Source organism: Ruminiclostridium herbifermentans (assembly GCF_005473905.2).
Classification (GTDB): domain Bacteria; phylum Bacillota; class Clostridia; order Acetivibrionales; family DSM-1351; genus Ruminiclostridium; species Ruminiclostridium herbifermentans.
Genome location: NZ_CP061336.1, coordinates 2,630,840 through 2,649,309 on the forward strand (window position 1 = coordinate 2,630,840; position 18,470 = coordinate 2,649,309).

The following is an 18,470-nucleotide window of genomic DNA, read 5'->3' on the forward strand; positions in this document are numbered from 1 at the left end:
TATATTTTATCTAATTATTTATATTTAATTAAACTTTAGCTGGTTTAACTTTGTTTTTCTTCTGGCTTTCTTTCCACATTACCCATAATGGACTAGCAATAAAGATTGAAGAATAACATCCAGCAGCAATACCAATTATTAATGGGAAACTAAATTCTGACATAGAAGCAATTCCATTTATCTCTGCAAATACAAATACAGTAGTTATTGCTATCAATGATGTTACAACAGTATTTATTGATCTATTCAAGGTTTGAATTATACTAGTATTAACCAATTCAGGCAATGGAACCTTTTTTAGTAATCGGCTGTTTTCTCTTACTCGGTCGTAAATAATAATAGTATCATTCATTGAATATCCTACAACTGTAAGAATAGCAGCAATAAAGGATTCATTTATTGGCAGCCTAAATACTAAGTAAACTGCAACCATAACCATTAAATCATGTAATACACCTATTATTGCAAATACACCAGCTGATAAGCCAGACATTACTTTAAATCTGAACCATACATATAATATAATAAGTACAAAGGATATAAGTACTGCTCTGACACCGTTCTGACTTATTTCCTTACCTATAAACGGTTCAACGCTTTGTTCATTAATAAAAGCTTTGTCAGCATCAAGCTTTAACTCTTTAATAACAGCATCTTTTACACTTGAAAGCTCATCATTTGTAAGTGTATCCATACTTCCAATACTTATCTTGATAACATCATAACTTTCACTTTTACTAGCAGAAGTATCATATGCTGTAGACTTCTGAACCTGTGCTGGCTTGTTAACTGTATTTTGAACTAATTCAGCAATCTGAGCTGTTATACTCTGAGTGTTTTCTTCAGTAAAAGTATCTTTATTTGCTCTCATTTCAATAACTGTTCCACCCTCAAACTGTATGTCCAGCTTAAATCCAAACGCAAAATATGCAATCAAACCTGCAACAAATATTAACGCCGAGAGAATGAAAAAGTAGTATCTCTTATTATATAAATTAACCATTTGCTTTGCCTCCTCTCATAGTTACACCATATAACCACTTATGCTTAGCAATATCCAAATCTGAAATAGCTCTTAACATAATTCTTGTTGCTGTTACAGCAGTTATAAAGCTTAATATAACACCTATGCCCAAAGTATATGCAAAACTCTGTATAGGACCTGTACCAAACTTTAGAAGAACAGCAGCAGCAATAAGAGTAGTTAAATTTCCATCAAGAATAGCTGAGAAGGCTCTCTTAAATCCTACATCAATAGCTGCATGAAGAGTTTTTCCACTCTTTAACTCATCTTTAATTCTTTCGAAAATAATAACATTAGCATCAACAGCCATACCAATTGTAAGGATAAGACCTGCAATACCTGGTAATGTAATAGTAATTCCTAGCCATGATAAAGCTAAAATTTCCATAACTGTGTGAAGGAATAATGCAATACTTGCAACAAATCCTGGTAATCTATAATAGATTATCATAAACAAGCATATTAATATAAATGCTACAACAAAAGCAAGTAAACTAACTGAAAGTGCACTTGAACCAAGTGTTGGACTAATATTGTTAACTTGTTTTGCTTCAAGCTTGAATGGTAATGAACCAGACTTAATTAGTTGAGCCAAATTAGTAGCTTCTTCTTTTTGTGCTTTTGAACCATTTTGACCACCAATACTGATTGTAGCTTCTCCTCCAGTAATATGAGCCTGTACAGTTGGCGCACTTATTAATTGGTCATCCATAAATATAGCTATTGGCTGTCCTATAAGTCTTTCTGTAGCCTCAGCGAACTTAGCAGCACCTTCTTTTTTAAACTTTAAAGCAACGTAACAGGAACCGTCCTGCTGTGAAATCTCTGCTCTTGCATCTTCTACATCATCACCTACAACAACATTTTTTCCTGTTGGTAGATAATTACCTAATTCATCTTTTTTATTTTCATCTACTTCCTGGAACGTTAGCAATGCAGTTTTGCCAATTTCCTCGATAGACTTTTGAGGATCAAATGCTTCACCCTTTTTGTGTGGGATTTGAACAAGAAGATAACCTTTTTGCGCATCGTATGTTATACTTCTATCATAAACCTTTTTGTCATCCAATCTTCTGCCTATAACAGCTTTTGCTGCTTCTAAATCTTCTTTGGATGGAACACTGCCATCCTCTGTAACTGCATATAGCCTAGCGTCTATACCACCAGAAATATCAATACCTGGTCGCATATCATACCCGCCAGGAATATCAAATCCTAAGATAGACCCATAATAAGCTATCCATGTTAAAATCCCGGTAATAACTAATATCGAGAAAAATTTAACTGCATTTCTTCCTTTCATCTTTTGCATTCCCCCTTGTTTATTAATTCCACTTACGACATTATATAACTATCCGAATTTCTAGTCAATAAACATGTCTTAAAATTAGCTAAGAATTTACAAATTAATCGATGTTTTTTTGTGAAATTAGCCAAATTTTAATATAAATTTTTAATTATAAATAAATATAAAATAGTATTTAACTTTATAATACACAATACTTTTATTAATATTCACAAATCAATTTTGACTATTTATACAACTTTAAAAGACTTACATATTCATTTGCATTATTCTCAATATTCAAAATTTCCTGTTCAGATAAAACTCGTTTAACCACTGCAGGACTTCCAGCAATTAAGCTGCAATCTGGTATTTTTGTTTTTGAAGTAACAACACTGCCAGCTGCAACCAAACAATTATTGCCAATTTCAGCATTATCAAGTACTATTGCACCCATTCCAATCAAGGTGTTATTACCCACTTTGCAGCTATGCAATATAGCTCCATGTCCTACTGTAACATTTGATCCAATTTTTAGACCCTCACCTTTTTTGCAGTGCAGAATGCAACCCTCTTGAATGTTAGTATTATCGCCAACAACTATGCTGTCAATATCACCCCTCAAAACTGCATTGTACCATACAGCCGAATTTGCTCCAATTACCACATTTCCTATAACTGTACTATTAGGTGCAATAAAAGCAGTTTCATGAATTTGGGGTGTAATACTTTTAAATTCTCTTATCATATCATACCCCTTTTATTCTTGAGTTTTAATCCAAATTGCACATTCAACTCTCTTTTTCTCCAACTCACAGCCTATTTTGTATGGAACATTAATATCATTGTTGAACTGATATGCATTAGCAGCACATCCTCCGCTGCAATAAAACTTTGCCCAGCACTCAGAACACTCCTTCTTTGTATATACATTAGACTTTTGAAAGTTCATTTGAAAATCAGAATTAAACTCACCACAATGAACATTGCCCATTTTAAACTTCTCATCACCAACAAATTGATGACATGGATACAAGTCCCCTTCAGGAGTAACAGCCAGATATTCATGTCCTGAACCGCATCCTCCTAGTCTCTTTAAAATACAAGGGCCCTGACTTAAATCAATCATAAAATGGAAGAAATTGAAGCCTTCTTTATTTTTATCTCTATTTATGTATTCCATAGCAAGAGACTCATATTCAGTAAAGAGCTTATCTAAATCTTCTTCACGAATGTCAAGTCCTGAATCCTTAGCAGCTACAACAGGTTCAACCGATATTTGCTTGAAGCCCAAATCTGCCAAATGTAAAACATCCTTAGAAAAATCAAGGTTTTCTCTTGTAAAAGTACCTCTTACATAATAGTTATCCTGATTTCTCGATTCTGCCATGTCTTTTAATTTAGGAAGAATACTTTCATAAGTTCCAGAGCCATCTACTCTAGGTCTCATATTGTCATTTACTTCTTTGCGGCCATCAATACTAAGGACAACATTGTGCATATTCTTATTTATAAACTCTTTGTTGTCTTCATTTAGCAAAACAGCATTTGTAGTAATTGTGAATCTGAAATTCTTATTTGTTTCTTTTTCTCTGATTCGAGCATATTCAACAATCTGCTTAACAACCTCAAAATTCATCAGTGGTTCACCACCAAAAAAATCAACCTCTAAATTTCTCCTTCCTGCTGATTTTTCAATAAGAAAATCAATAGCTTTTTTACCCGTCTCAACATCCATCATTGTTCTGTGACCACCAAAGCTACCAGTAGATGCAAAGCAATACTTGCACCTAAGATTGCAGTCGTGGCAGATATGTAAGCAAAGGGCTTTTACAACAGGCTTTCTTTCCCAATTATTTATAGCATCTAAATATACATCCTCACTAAAAAGCAACCCATCTGCTTCTAATTGAGCAATTTCATCATAAGCATCTGATACAGCTTGTCCATCATACTTCTGAGATAAAGCTTCAATTACCTGCTCTTTAGTTTTGGTTTTGTATAAATCAACAACATCATAAGCAGCAGCATCAAAAACATGAACTGCTCCACTGTTTATGTCCATAACTATGTTTGTACCATGCATTATGTACTTGTGAATCATTAAATAAGAACCTCCTAAAGCCCTGCAAAAAAATTATAAATAAACTTAAAAGTAATAAAAGAGTATTATTGCAATTCCATGCAAAAAAATACTCATTGTAAAGGTGTTTTGTATTTTTTCATTGTTTATCAATGCACATAGTTCTGCTTTGTACATCAATAAAAAGCGAAAAGTGCCATTTAACACTTTTCACTTATTTTATTATACAAAGAATATATTTATAACATACTATTTGTATTATTTCTTTTCGCAGCTTTGATTTGCAACTGTACAAGATGTCTTGCAAGCTGACTGACATGAAGTTTGACATTCACCGCATCCGCCGTTTGTAAGGCTGTTTTTCAAAGTAGCAGTATTAATTGTCTTTATATGCTTCATTATAAATACCTCCTATAAGTTTTCTCTGCCGATTATAGCATATTTGAATGGTTTTGAAAAGGCATTTTTTAGAAACATAAGATACATGTACTTCTATCTCATATTAATTCCCAAAATGCCTCCTAAACAACCAACAATTGCCCCGATAAAAAATGTAAGTATACCTGAAAAATTCAACATGAAATTCTTATCAACTATGCTACTTGCCACGTACAATATAGTAACATAAAGTAAGCCTACAAAACAGCCATTCATCCAACCTTTGTGTTTTACATTTTTTGTGGAATAAGCTGATGCTACCAGCACACTTATTACCGTGGTAATTAGAACTGCCATAGAAGTATATTTTTCAGGGAAATCTGTATAAGTCAAAAACAATGCGAAAATAAAAAAGCAAGGCAATGTTATAAGAAAGGAAAAAATTAAACCTTTTACAACCCTTATTATATTCACATGCTCATCAAGTGACTTTTTTAATCCTGTTGTCTGTCCAACCATAGTATACCTCCGTAAAATATATTAGTAACATTCTATAATATATTTTATTTGAGAGGCACACCAGTTAGAACAAGTATAATCTAAAATTATTTTTTAGCCTTCAATTGGCTTAATAACGTCTTTAACTGACCAACGCTTAACAAGTATCTTTGTCTTCTCAATACTGGATTCAATTGTTATTTCATCGTCTTTAATGTTAACTATTTTGCCACAAATGCCTCCAATAGTAACTACAGCCCATCCAACCTGTAACGAATCCAACATTTCCTTTGTTTTCTTTTCCTTTTTCTTTTGTGGACGTATCATCATAAAATACATTAATCCAAAAAGAAATACTAAAGGTATTACAAATTGAATAAGTGCTGCCATTGCTTGATCTGTCATATTTAAAAACCTCCTAAATATTTATTTAACACAGTAATACTGTATTATTCATTGTTTGATTTGTTTTTGTAACCATATTTATAGTAAAATTCATCTCTAAAACTTCCCAAACTATCATTCATTATAGCCTGTCTTACTTGTTTCATCAAGTTAATTAAGAAATATAAATTGTGCCAGGTTGTAAGTCTCAAGCCCAACAATTCTCCACACTTTATTAAATGCCTAATATATGCTCTTGAATAGTTACGACAAACATAGCAATCACATTCAGGGTCAAGCCTAGAAAAATCTCTAGCATACTTTGCATCACGAATAATTATCCTGCCATTACTTGTCATTACCGTACCATTTCTGCCTATTCTTGTAGGTAAAACACAGTCAAACATATCTAAACCTCTGATGGAACCTTCTATCAAATAGTCTGGAGAACCTACTCCCATTAGATAACGTGGTTTATCAGCCGGCATTAATGGTACTGTGTAATCCAAAACCTCGTACATTATTTCTGCTGGCTCACCAACACTAAGGCCCCCTATTGCATAGCCCGGGAAATCTAAATCTTTTAGTTGATGAGCACTCTCTATACGTAAATCCTTGTACATTCCGCCTTGAATTATACCAAACAGAGACTGCTTTTCAGTATTTTTATGAGCATCTTTGCATCGTTTTGCCCATCGTGTTGTTCTTTCCATAGACTTTTTAACATAGTTGTATTCGGCAGGATATGGGGCGCACTCGTCAAATGCCATAATAATATCCGCACCTAAGTCATTTTCTATTCCCATAACTGATTCCGGAGTAAAAATATGCTTTGAACCATCTAGATGTGATCTAAAAGTAACACCTTCCTCAGTAATTTTTCTCAGGTCACTCAGGCTAAACACCTGAAATCCTCCACTATCTGTAAGTATAGGTCTGTCCCAGTTCATAAAGCCATGTAGACCACCAGCTTCCTTCACAATATCCTGCCCCGGTCTCAAGTAGCAATGATAAGTGTTGCTTAATATAATCTCTGCATCAATTTCCTTTAATTCCTCTGGAGACATACCCTTTACAGTAGCCAATGTTCCAACAGGCATGAAAATAGGAGTTTCAAAGGAACCATGAGGAGTATGAACTCTTCCTAGCCTTGCACCTGTCTGCTTACATGTTTTTATCAATTCATAAGTTACTGCTGCCATATAAGTTACCTTTCTATAAATATAGTGAATTTTTGATATTTTGTATCATTTGTCAATATAATTTTATTTCTAAATATATTTTATTTATAAAAATTATTACTAGTTATTAACCCAATTTCTCACCTTAAAATCTATCTATGTCAAATTAGCATAAAAATAATCCAATGCCTTGTTACCCAAATAGCTGCTAGTATTTAGTTATTGCTATGAACTAGCACTTTTTTATTCACAGAATTTTAGCCGTCACACCTTCATTATCTATGGTTCATTGTGTGCTAAAACCTTTGTATTAATTCAGCAAGCTTTATTCGTTCAACTAATTCATGCAATTATTTCTAATTCAACTTTTCAATGAAAAGTACTTTTGTATTAAAATTTACCAATGATGATTACCGAAAAACCATCCAATTTTATTAACTAATTAACTTTTCATTTGATAAGCTCAAGCATCTGCGATTTTTAAATAGGAAAATTAACTAATTATTTACTTAATAAACATTGCATCTCCAAAGCTAAAAAATCTGTATTTTTCATTTACAGCTTCAGCGTATGCCTTCAAAATATTCTCTCTTCCAGCTAAGGCACTAACCAGCATTATTAGCGTAGATTCCGGCAAATGAAAGTTAGTGATTAGTCTATCCACAATTTTAAACTTATAACCAGGATAAATAAAAATATCAGTCCAGCCTTCACAGGCATGCAGTTCTCCATTTGCTCCTACAGTCTCTAAAACTCTTGAACTGGTTGTCCCAACTGCTGTCACTCTATTACCAGCTTTCTTTGCAGCATTTATAATGTCACAGGTCTCCTGACTAATTGAATAGTATTCAGAGTGCATTTTGTGCTGCGTAATATCCTCAACCTTTACAGGTCTAAAGGTACCTAAGCCAACATGCAGCATTACAAATGCTATTTTTACTCCTTTATTTTGAAGAGTATTCAAAAGTTCTTCTGTGAAATGCAGACCTGCTGTTGGCGCAGCCGCTGAACCATTATATTTTGCATATACAGTTTGATATCTCTCAGGATTTTCAAGCCTTTCAGTTATATATGGAGGCAATGGCATTATACCTACCCTATCTAGTACCTCTTGAAATACACCTTCATATTCAAACCTAACCAATCTATTACCTTCTTCAAGTACCTCAAGTATTTCAGCCTTCAATTCCCCATTGCCGAATACAAATCTTGCTCCAGGTTTTGCCTTTCTTCCCGGCCTTAGTATAACTTCCCAGTCATTTTCTTTTATACATTTTAAAAGTACAAACTCTATTTTACCGCCGCTTCCTTCTTTTTCTCCAAGCAATCTAGCTGGTATAACTCTAGTATTATTTAAGACAAGGCAGTCACCTTCTCTAAAGTAATCAACAATATCCTTAAATATTCTATGCTCTATCTGTCCCGATGCTTTATCCAGTACCATTAAACGGGACATATCTCTCTTTTCCATTGGATGCTGAGCAATCAGCTCCTCAGGCAAATAATAATCAAACTCCTTCAAATCCACAATAGAAATTCCTCCATTAAATAATCAATAATTATCATACATTATAATTTGACATATTACAAATAATTATTGCCATGTAAAACGTTTTTTTGTATAATTTAACTCATGGCTCAGATTCTGAGGATTTTAATGCTTCTGAATCTGAGCGCTCTGTTATAACTCTTTAAAATATACCAAGGGATGTCTGTTGTTAGTAGATATATATCTTGTCAGCTTGTGTAGCAGACTTACATATAATATTTATGTACTATATTAGACAGCTTCGTTCAAGTATAAAATTTCAATGAATGAATGGAGGATTTAATAATGAAGGTTGCAAAGTTTGGAGGAACTTCATTAGCTAATGCAGAACAAATCAAAAAAGTATGTGATATTGTTCTCTCAGACAGTGATAGAAAAATAGTTGTTGTATCTGCACCAGGTAAAAGGGAAAAAACAGATACCAAAGTAACGGATTTATTAATTGCGTGTGCTGAAAAGCATTTAGCAACAAAGGATGCTAAAGCAGAACTTGAGGCTGTTGTTAAGAGATTTAAAGACATAGCTGATGATTTGAAGCTTGGCAATGAAATAATAGATGAAATTAAGACTGACTTAGAAAACAGATTAAAGTTAGATACAAGCCATAAAGAAGTGTTTATGGACGCTATGAAGGCTGCTGGAGAAGACAATAGTGCTAAACTAGTAGCTGCATATTTAAATAGCATAGGCAAAAAAGCTCAATATGTTAGTCCTAAAGATGCAGGTTTACTTTTAAGCAGTGAATTTGGAAATGCACAGGTACTACCTGAATCCTTTGATAATCTTAAAATGTTAAAAGACATTGATGGAATTATTATTTTCCCAGGCTTTTTTGGTTATACTGTTGAAGGCAATGTTGCAACCTTCCCTCGTGGTGGTTCTGACATAACAGGATCAATAATTGCCGCAGCGTTAAAAGTTGATTTATATGAAAATTTCACTGATGTTGATGCTGTTTATGCTGCTCATCCAGGCTTGGTAAACAATCCTGTTGCAATATCAGAAATAACTTACAGAGAAATGAGAGAATTATCCTACGCAGGTTTTTCCGTTTTACATGAGGATACGCTGGTTCCTGTTTTCAAAGCTGGTGTACCTGTTAATATTAAAAACACAAATAATCCTACAGCACCTGGAACAAAAATAGTGCTTTCAAGAGATTATACTCCAAGTACCCACGTTGTTGGTATTGCAAGCGATGATAGTTTCTGCTGCATATATGTAAGTAAAATCATGATGAATAGAGAAATAGGGTTTGGCAGAAAACTCCTCCAAATTTTTGAGGACGAAGGCATCTCCTATGAGCATACTCCATCGGGTGTTGATAATATCTCTGTAATATTTAAGCAAAATCAATTAAAGAATAAAGATGTAGAACAAAGAATTTTATACAGAATAAAAAATGAATTAAATTGTGATGATGTATCTATAGATTATGGCTTAGCACTGATACTAGTTGTTGGTGAAGGCATGAAAAACACAGTTGGAACTGCTTCAAGAGCAACTACAGCTTTGGCTAATGCTTCAATCAGTCTAGAAATGATAAATCAAGGTTCTTCCGAGGTTACAATGATGTTTGGTGTAAGACAAAGTGAGGCTCATAAAGCTGTTATTTCATTGTACAATGAGTTTTTTTTAAAGAATTAATTATATAAGTGATTGTTGCAAAACAACACTTTCTGTATAGTTACATCTTGATTTAAGAAATAGTACGCGAGTGTAATATATATCTAATTGCAAAGCTCGGTTTGAAATTGATGCTAGAAAAAATAGGTTCAGAACAAGTATTGTAGCCGACACAGCTACAGGATGTAGCTGTGAGTATTAACCCGAGACAGGGTACTTGGTAATACGGTCGGTGGAAGTTCTTGTTCTGAACCCTTATTATTTCAGCGTCAATTTCGTGAGCAAGCAATGATATATATTGCACGGAAGTACTATTTAACAGTTTACTGTTAATTATATCTTGTTCTGCAACAACCCATTTAATTTACCATATAATTTTTAAAATAATCTCTCTAAGTTGAAATAATTATGCGTTCAAAATTATCAGTTTAAACTTATCCGTTCATTCTTTTTATATACTTCCATGCTACCTCCATTCCCTTCTTCAACAGGATAAGACGGTCATCTTGTGTATGTCAATGAAAAATAGAATCATCATCTTTCTTCTTTTTATTTCTTTAATTTTACTTCTTCAATTCAATCTTTGTACCTGTATAATAATGTGCTAAAATCTGATCATAGGTATATCCAGCGTTTGCATAACCTTTTGCACCCTCTTGGCTCATTCCTACCGCATGTCCCCATCCCTTTCCTACAAAAGTATATGATGTTGGACTTATTTTAGGGCCTACTTCAGAGCCTGTTCCCAAATTATTCTTAATGCCATTAGCTCCAACCACAGTTACTTTGCCTGAAGATAATAGTTTTGTTTCGCCAGATGCTGTTTTTACTTTTATTTGATTTATTAGCTTTGTAGTATTTTTATTCTTTATAAAAAAACTGGTATTGGCTGTATTACTGCTGCCGCTATTACCATTAATTGTATACCATTGGCTATCCAAGCCTAAGAAGGTTCTGCATTTATCCTTAGTAATAACTACCCCTTCTGGCTTTAAGGTACCCTTAATAACAATTTCAATAGGTCTACCTGCCTCTGAGCATTTAGTTATTTCCATACTAGTTACTGTTCCAAGGCCATAGCTTTTTAATTTCTCACTTAACTCTTCAACAGTGTATGTTACACTCCAGTTATATTTATATGAGTAACCTGATTCATATTTATCTTCTACACTTCTCAAATAAGGGAAATCTGTTCCCCACACATTTACAGCAGATTCTGTTCTGCCACCACTTGACGAGAAATACAAGGTTTCGGCTAATGAACCATTATAGGTTACCACCATATCCTTTGTGTCATCAACTGCCTTATTAGTAATAGGGCTTTCAGAAGAATATCCCTTATAAACATGGCAGTCTGTAGTTGAACAAAGATTGAAGCCGTAAGCTGAATGCTTATTTATAGTTTTATATGAATAGGTTCTTGCTGCTATTGCTTGCGCTTTTAACGCCTCAACATGAGATGATGCTTGCATTTCATTTGGAACAACACCATATATGTATTCTTCCATAGGCAAAACATTAATTATGGTCATGTCACTATCTGCTTTTCTAAAAAACTCAACTTGCCCTCTATAAGAAGTAGTTTTACCAATGTTTATCGGATTTTGATTTTGATCAGATAGGGATTTCCCTCTTAATAAACATTTAGCAGAAGCAAACATAAATTTAACTTCTCCAGCACCGTTTACACCATAAATTCTTGTATCACTTTTTTCAATAACTGTATATGAGATGTCACCAAGTTTTGCTTTGACATTGGCTATATCTTTTTCAGCATCAGTTTTATTAATGTAAAAACCTGTCCAAACATTCCATCCAGAATCAGTATACACTGGATATGCAGTAATACCTTTTTTTGCATAGTTCTGAACTATAGCAAATGCGTCATTGTATGTACCATAATCTTTTTCAACTTGAATATGGTAGGGACCACTTTGAGGAAGTGTAGGACTAGCACCCTCTCCAACCGCTGTATAATTTGAACCGCTGACAGTAAAAAAACCATCTTTTCTAAGAGTAATAACTTCATCTGAGGTTGAATTATATACTATATATTCTTTATTGCTCGCTGAGTCAAACCCAAAAAAAGCAACTCCTTTATTGCTGCTAATATCTATTTGGCTTTGAGCTGTTGTTTTAAAATACAAACCTATTTTTATCATAGGATTTGCTGCTGCAAAAGTATTTAAACTATAAAAATAAAAAAACGTTATAAATATAAATGTTGCACTAAAAAACAAACAAATCTTCTTAATTTGGTAAATCTTCTTCATTTGTGATATACTCCTTCTTTTTTATTTCAAATATTGCTTGTTCGACAAGTTCTATACTAGCTCCTGCTAAATATTTAAAATGTAACATTATTGAAATATCTTGAATACACTAATAAAAAGAAAGTTTGTTTTAATATTCACCAGAGAACTTGTTACAATCAAATAAACATTGACACATTAAATATCCAATGATATTATTAAGATAATTGAATAGCTTTTAGATAGAGGTGCGTTTTTTAATAGTAAAAGCAATGAAGATATTCGGGGTCTTGTGATTTGTTTCGAAAGGAAAAAACGCCGAAGGAGTTACTGGCCCAATATTTGTAACTCCTGGTTTCAAGGTTAATAGCTTTGTGACTGTCATCATTTCGCATGATGGAGCGCTATCTGTTTATTATAAATTTATAAGTTAAGTTATAAATTATAGTATGTAAGAACAGACGTTAGCCCATGCTAGCGTTTTTATTTTTTATGAAAGGGTGTTTTATATGAAAAAGCCAGTTATTTTTACAGGTTCAGCCGTTGCAATTATTACCCCGTTTACCGATGAAGGTACTAATTATCAGAAGCTTGCTGAACTCATTGAGTTTCAGATTAAAGAAGGCACAGATGCAATTGTAATCTGTGGAACTACCGGTGAAGCTTCTACCATGTATGATGATGAACATAAAGCTGCAATAAAGTTTGCTGTAGAAAAGGTTAATGGAAGAGTTCCAGTTATCGCAGGTACTGGCAGTAACCATACTGTCCATGCAATAGAACTCAGTCAGTATGCAGAAAAAGTTGGTGCTGATGCTATTTTATCAGTTACGCCATATTATAATAAAACAACTCAAAAGGGATTAATCGAACACTTTAAAGCAATTGCTAACAGTATAAAAATTCCAGTAATTCTTTACAATGTTCCATCAAGAACTAACTTGAACATTGCCCCAGAAACAGTGAAAGCCTTGTCACAAATTGAAAATATAGTTGCCATTAAGGAGTGTAATCTTTCACAGGTTGGAGATATTATTAATTTGTGCGGAGATGATATTACTGTTTATTCAGGAGAAGACGGTTCTATCGTTCCTTTCCTATCAATGGGAGCAAAAGGAGTAATCTCTGCTATGGCAAATGTTATTCCAAAAGACACTCACGACATAGTTGCAAAGTACTTAGCAGGCGATATCGAAGGCAGCAGAAAACTGCAATTAAAAGCATTGGATTTGGTAAAAGCACTTTTCTGTGAAGTCAGTCCTATTCCAACAAAAGCAGCAATGAACTTAATGGGTATGAATGTGGGCAGCTGCAGATTGCCTCTAGTTGATATGAGTGACAAGAATTTGGAATACCTTAAAAATGAATTAAAGAAATATGGCTTGCTTTCTTAATTTACAGACATAAATAATTACAAATTTACTTATTAACTATAGATTAGGATGTGAAATGCAAATGATTAATATACTGTTAAGTGGCTGCAATGGAAATATGGGTCAGGTAATTACACGACTTTCAGAAGATTTCAGCGGATTAAAAATTGCTGCTGGGTCTGATATAAATAATAAAATAAAAAACTCCTACCCTGTTTTTACTTCATTAAATGAATGTGATATTAAGGTTGATGTTATTATTGATTTTTCAAATCCAAAAGCATTTAATGGATTAGTAGAATATGCACAAGAAAGACGTATTCCGCTTGTTATGTGTACAACTGGACTTTCTGCCGAACAAATAAGTATGCTAAAAAATGATGTATCAAAGAGAATTCCTGTATTTTTCTCCGCAAATATGTCTATCGGTATAAATTTACTTATTGATTTGGTAAAAAAGGCTGCAAAAATTCTTGAGGGACAATTTGATATTGAAATAATTGAGAAGCATCATAATCTAAAAATTGATGCTCCTAGCGGCACTGCACTTGCCATTGCCGACGCTATAAACGACACTCTTAATGAAAAATGTGAGTATACCTATGACAGACACTCCAAAAGGAAAAAACGCGGTAAACAAGAAATTGGAATACATGCTGTTCGCGGCGGTACTATTGTTGGAGATCACTCTGTTATATTCGCAGGTAAGGATGAAATTATTGAAATAAACCACACTGCAACTTCAAAAGAAATTTTTGCAGTAGGCGCATTGAAAGCATCACTGTTTCTTGCAAATAAGAAACCAGGTCTATATTCAATGGATGATCTTATTGCAGAAAGTAATTAGAAAAAATAATTAGACTCGATATTTTAAGCCCATAAAAGCTGCATATAGTTGGCGAAAACAAATACAATTTATTTTCGCCGACTATACAAAAGTCAACTACTATGGATTAAATATGCGATGATATGGAGCGATATTTTGGTTTTTCAAGCTAGCTCGAAAAACGCATTACAAACAATACGCTTTTTCGAGCAGCAAAACCCGAATACTAGTTTATCAACTACGGACGCTAAATTATATAAGCTTTTACACATTTACTTTACACATTTTCTATGTAGCTATTTACACTTCTGAATTTTACAAATGATGATTAGCAGCTATAATGCTGTATCAGGCTTTCCAATGTCATGCAGTAATGTCGCCCAAATAAATATAATTTGCCTTAGCTTTTTCCTTAACCTTTGCTGCTTTGGTCTTGACCAGCATAGTATGATTCCATACATTTTCTTATGTATAATGCTTTGGAGACAGTTTAAATTGCCTTGGGTATTTTGTTTATGGGCTGTTTTATAATCATAATAATAATCTTAAAAACATATATTCTTAAAAGCATATATAGGAAGACTTAGAAAACTACCAGTAGGATAACTTGTTAAGCAGCATTATAAAAGAATATTCCATTAAGTTAAATTCTAAAAACAATGTTTTAGAACAATGTTTAAATAAATACAATTAATAAAAATATTAAGGAGGAATTTCTTATGACGAATAATCCTATTACAAGTATTAGCACAACATACAATGTAGCACTGGTTACTGTAGACAATCTTCCAAACGATATGACCATCATTTCTAATATATTTCGAAAAATTGCAGATGAAAAAATCAATATTGATATGATTAGCCAGGCTGCCCCCTATAAAGGAAAAATCAATATATCCTTTTCTCTTCCAGTTGAGGATATCACCAAGGTAATAAGTTCGTTGAACTCCTTCAAAAAAGAAATTCCAAACCTAAGAATTGAAATTGATTCAGATAACACAAAGATAACCGTTTATGGTGAAGCCATGAAAAACATTCCTGGAGTGGCTGCACAGTTATTTACGCTGCTAGCTGTTAATGATATTGAGGTTAAGCTTATATGCACCTCTGAAGTTGAAATATCTTATCTTATTTATGAAAAAGATATAGACAAAGCTATTTCTGCAATTAAGAAAGAATTTAAGCTTTAATGTACTTTGAAAAATAATGTTAGGCCTTCGCGACTATATAAATATCGTCATGAAGGCCTAAACTGTATTGACTTTAGTTATAAATTGTAAAATTCATTTAAGACAATCTATCTTTATTTATCCTCATCCTCTAAAGCAGGCTTGTAATAGCTTTCACCAGTACTACCATCATTAAGCAAACTATCTTGGTCAATTTTATCATTCACGTCAGGTATAACAACATACTTCTTTATCAGTGGGTCTACGTAGAAGTTGTTCATCAAACCTACAAAAGCAGGCAATAAAAATACGTAAATTACAACTCCAAGAATAGGAATATAAAAAGCTAAATACGCAATGAATAAATTGAGTATAATCATTAAAAGGTTTGGTATAAACTTCATTATGCTGAATATTAATGCATTCTTATATATATTCTTAACGCTTAAATTAACAGTAACAAGCATTGGGTACATATATAAATGCATCATGAAGAAAATTACTATTGATATTAGCATAAATGTTGCACCAAATATAGGCAATAAACCATTCATACTAAAATATACATTAATGGCAATGCTAAATAGTATCATAGCAAATATGTCTATAATTGTAATTATCATTCCCTGCTTAAAGTTCTTTACAAAGTGCTCTTTAAAATCTCCCCATATAAAGGAATGCTCTTCTCGTGAATAATTTCTCAAAATATAAGTAAAACCAGCTTGTACAGGTCCAATAGTAACTACAGGAATTAGTGTAATAATGGCGGCAAAAAATACTCTAATAACTAAATCACCCATACCACCATCAATCCTTATTCTTTGGAATAGTACTGATGATATATAATTTGCTACCAACAATGCAAGAATATTGAACAGCACAAACATCATGTTAATCTTAATCAAATTCCAAAATTTTCTTTTAACTACTTCAAAAAAAACAAAAAACCTTGGCTTTGGAGGTGCATCCTTTTCAACCCCTGGACCTGGCTTATTATAATTAAAACTAAATAACCCCACACTCAACTCTCCTTTTTCTCATTGTCATTAGTATATTGTATCAATACTGCCCTAAGACTACAATATGTATTCTAAAGAATTTAATAAAATTTATTATGTCAATCCTGTCGGCGAGCTTCCGATTCTATCAGGCAATAGTTTGGGTTTGTAGCTATATGTCCTATGCTATCGGACGATAGCTTGGGTTTGTGTTTAAATATCCGATGCTATTGGACAATAATTTGGATTTGTAACTGAATATCCTATTCTATTGGACGATTGCTTGGGTTTATAGCTAAATATCCTATGCTATTGGACGATTGCTTGGGTTTATAGCTAAATATCCTATGCTATTGGACAATAGTTCGGATTTGTAACTGAATATCCTATTCTATTGGACGATTGCTTGGGTTTATAGCTAAATATCCTATGCTATTGGACAATAATTTGGATTTGTAACTGAATATCCTATTCTATTGGACGATTGCTTGGGTTTATAGCTAAATATCCTATGCTATCGGACAATAATTTGGATTTGTAGCTAAATATGCTATTGTGTTGGACAGATTGGTTTAAGCTAAATCTTTCTGAATTACATACCTTAAAATCTAAAAACCAAACCGTTGAAACAATCAAAGTATAATATCACATTGTTCATTTTAAAGGCAAAATTATTAACCATAATTGACTTTATGATAGATAACTATATTTATTATAATTCTTTTTTAATGTAAAATTGTTAACTTTGTATTAAATTATTCTAACTTTTACACTCTGATTTTGTGACAGGGTATACTTTGTTATTTGTCACAACATTTAATTAATAGCAATAGAAGTTGATGAAGAGTTTTCCGTCTATTTTTAGAACATCCTAGAATGTTCCAAGTTGCTATTTCAAGCCCCAACTCAAAATACACAAAAAAACAACCGATACACATATCGATTGCTTTTAAATTGGTGCGCTCGATGTGACGTTGTCCAAGTTCAAGCCCCAAACAAAAACGATACAAAAAAGCAACCGATATCTAATACCGCTTGCTTTTTTAATGGTGCGATCGATGGGACTTGAACCCATACGGTCTCCCACACGCCCCTCAAACGTGCGCGTCTGCCAGTTCCGCCACGATCGCATTTATCATATAAACAATGTGTTTGCCATCAGCAAGTATGATTATACTCGCATTCACTCTATGTTGTCAATAATAAAATTAAAAAAAATCAAAAAAATATACATAAAAATAACAATATATAAAATATAAAAATTAAAATGTCTTATCTTCCCTATCTTTATTGATACTATATTCATTTTTGTATATTACTACATACTCACTTATAACTGATTATTGTATCTTACAACTACAACTAATCTATAATTAGTACTCTAAACAAAAGTAATTTAATATTATAATTGTACTCTTATTTCCATATTCCTCTAACTTATACAATAAAAATCCTAATATAAATAATGATACTTACAAAATATCATATAGATGTCATAGAAAAAACAAGTAAAATTATAATTCCTAACTTTTCAACATCTTTCTTATTTCCTGAGCATATAGAATTCTATAATGATAATACTGCAATTAAAGGTGTATTCTATAGTGGCAGGATTTTTCCTTTTACAATAGATACATTTATATCTTCCATTGTAAAGCTTATATGAGTTATTCATTTGATACAAATGCTTTTATTTTTGACTTTATATTTATATCAATCTCGTTAGCATTCAATATCTCAATAAAATCATAAATACAGTCTAATTTTCTTGCCATATATGGTAGTGTTTCTCTTTCAGGAGTAATGATTAGTATTTTCTTACATAGAGCTATAGCATAACCCAA

Annotated in this window: 16 protein-coding genes, 1 tRNA gene and 1 riboswitch; of the genes, 4 read left to right on the forward strand and 13 right to left on the reverse strand. The window is 32.8% G+C overall.

Translation table 11 applies throughout. The annotated features are described in order from the left end of the window. Positions 1-28 precede the first annotated feature (28 nt). The 9 genes from secF to queA all read right to left on the reverse strand — a co-directional run bounded on the left by secF (position 29) and on the right by queA (position 8,361). Positions 29-1,003, reverse strand: coding sequence for a protein translocase subunit SecF (gene secF / locus EHE19_RS10820; protein ID WP_137695922.1), 975 nt, complete (start codon positions 1,001-1,003; stop codon positions 29-31). Next, complete coding sequence (gene secD / locus EHE19_RS10825; RefSeq protein WP_137695921.1) at positions 996-2,327, reverse strand: protein translocase subunit SecD; 1,332 nt, start codon at positions 2,325-2,327, stop codon at positions 996-998. Before secD ends, secF begins: the two co-directional genes overlap by 8 nt. A 229-nt stretch (positions 2,328-2,556) precedes the next feature. After that, entirely contained in the window at positions 2,557-3,057 is a 501-nt protein-coding gene (locus tag EHE19_RS10830) for a gamma carbonic anhydrase family protein (protein ID WP_137695920.1), read from the reverse strand. A gap of 12 nt (positions 3,058-3,069) precedes the next feature. After that, positions 3,070-4,413, reverse strand: coding sequence for a thioether cross-link-forming SCIFF peptide maturase (gene scfB / locus EHE19_RS10835; RefSeq protein ID WP_137695919.1), 1,344 nt, complete (start codon positions 4,411-4,413; stop codon positions 3,070-3,072). A 237-nt stretch (positions 4,414-4,650) separates the two neighbouring features. Continuing rightward, on the reverse strand, positions 4,651-4,791 hold the full coding sequence (gene scfA, locus EHE19_RS10840; RefSeq protein WP_137695918.1) for a six-cysteine ranthipeptide SCIFF: 141 nt from the start codon (positions 4,789-4,791) through the stop codon (positions 4,651-4,653). A 93-nt stretch (positions 4,792-4,884) separates the two neighbouring features. Further along, positions 4,885-5,289 carry a TIGR04086 family membrane protein gene (locus EHE19_RS10845; protein ID WP_137695917.1) on the reverse strand — a complete coding sequence of 135 codons (405 nt, stop codon included), beginning with the start codon at positions 5,287-5,289 and terminating at the stop codon, positions 4,885-4,887. A 93-nt stretch (positions 5,290-5,382) separates the two neighbouring features. Further along, entirely contained in the window at positions 5,383-5,673 is a 291-nt protein-coding gene (gene yajC, locus EHE19_RS10850; RefSeq protein WP_244648198.1) for a preprotein translocase subunit YajC, read from the reverse strand. 44 nt (positions 5,674-5,717) lie between these two features. Beyond that, positions 5,718-6,854 carry a tRNA guanosine(34) transglycosylase Tgt gene (tgt, locus tag EHE19_RS10855; protein WP_137695916.1) on the reverse strand — a complete coding sequence of 379 codons (1,137 nt, stop codon included), beginning with the start codon at positions 6,852-6,854 and terminating at the stop codon, positions 5,718-5,720. Positions 6,855-7,338: 484 nt separating this feature from the next. Beyond that, positions 7,339-8,361 (reverse strand): tRNA preQ1(34) S-adenosylmethionine ribosyltransferase-isomerase QueA, encoded by a 1,023-nt coding sequence (gene queA / locus EHE19_RS10860; RefSeq protein ID WP_137695915.1) that lies wholly within the window; start codon positions 8,359-8,361, stop codon positions 7,339-7,341. 306 nt (positions 8,362-8,667) lie between these two features. Here queA and EHE19_RS10865 point away from each other — a divergent pair, with 306 nt between their 5' ends. Next, positions 8,668-10,029 carry an aspartate kinase gene (locus EHE19_RS10865; RefSeq protein ID WP_137695914.1) on the forward strand — a complete coding sequence of 454 codons (1,362 nt, stop codon included), beginning with the start codon at positions 8,668-8,670 and terminating at the stop codon, positions 10,027-10,029. A 542-nt stretch (positions 10,030-10,571) separates the two neighbouring features. Here the strand turns inward: EHE19_RS10865 and EHE19_RS10870 are convergent. Next, complete coding sequence (locus EHE19_RS10870; RefSeq protein ID WP_244648200.1) at positions 10,572-12,281, reverse strand: SpoIID/LytB domain-containing protein; 1,710 nt, start codon at positions 12,279-12,281, stop codon at positions 10,572-10,574. Between the two features lie 214 nt (positions 12,282-12,495). Next, a riboswitch (Lysine riboswitch) is annotated at positions 12,496-12,675 on the forward strand. 94 nt (positions 12,676-12,769) lie between these two features. On the opposite strand from EHE19_RS10870, the gene dapA reads away from it, so the two are divergent. The 3 genes from dapA (at position 12,770) to EHE19_RS10885 (ending at position 15,649) form a co-directional block, all read left to right on the forward strand. Continuing rightward, the gene (gene dapA / locus EHE19_RS10875; protein ID WP_137695913.1) at positions 12,770-13,654 is read left to right on the forward strand and encodes a 4-hydroxy-tetrahydrodipicolinate synthase; all 885 of its coding nucleotides are present in this window, start codon (positions 12,770-12,772) and stop codon (positions 13,652-13,654) included. A gap of 61 nt (positions 13,655-13,715) precedes the next feature. Further along, positions 13,716-14,480: a 4-hydroxy-tetrahydrodipicolinate reductase gene (gene dapB, locus EHE19_RS10880; protein ID WP_137695912.1), complete on the forward strand. Its 765-nt coding sequence runs from the start codon at positions 13,716-13,718 to the stop codon at positions 14,478-14,480. A 698-nt stretch (positions 14,481-15,178) separates the two neighbouring features. Beyond that, positions 15,179-15,649, forward strand: a complete 471-nt coding sequence (locus tag EHE19_RS10885; protein WP_137695911.1) for an ACT domain-containing protein — start codon at positions 15,179-15,181, stop codon at positions 15,647-15,649. Between the two features lie 113 nt (positions 15,650-15,762). Here EHE19_RS10885 and EHE19_RS10890 read toward each other — a convergent pair whose 3' ends face one another. The 3 genes from EHE19_RS10890 to EHE19_RS10905 form a co-directional block, all read right to left on the reverse strand. Next, a complete protein-coding gene (locus EHE19_RS10890) occupies positions 15,763-16,647 on the reverse strand; it encodes a YesL family protein (RefSeq protein WP_137695910.1) in 885 nt (294 codons plus the stop codon). Positions 16,648-17,673: 1,026 nt separating this feature from the next. Then, a tRNA-Leu gene (locus EHE19_RS10895) sits at positions 17,674-17,756 on the reverse strand. 537 nt (positions 17,757-18,293) lie between these two features. After that, the gene (locus EHE19_RS10905) at positions 18,294-18,470 is read right to left on the reverse strand and encodes a hypothetical protein (RefSeq protein ID WP_171003473.1); all 177 of its coding nucleotides are present in this window, start codon (positions 18,468-18,470) and stop codon (positions 18,294-18,296) included.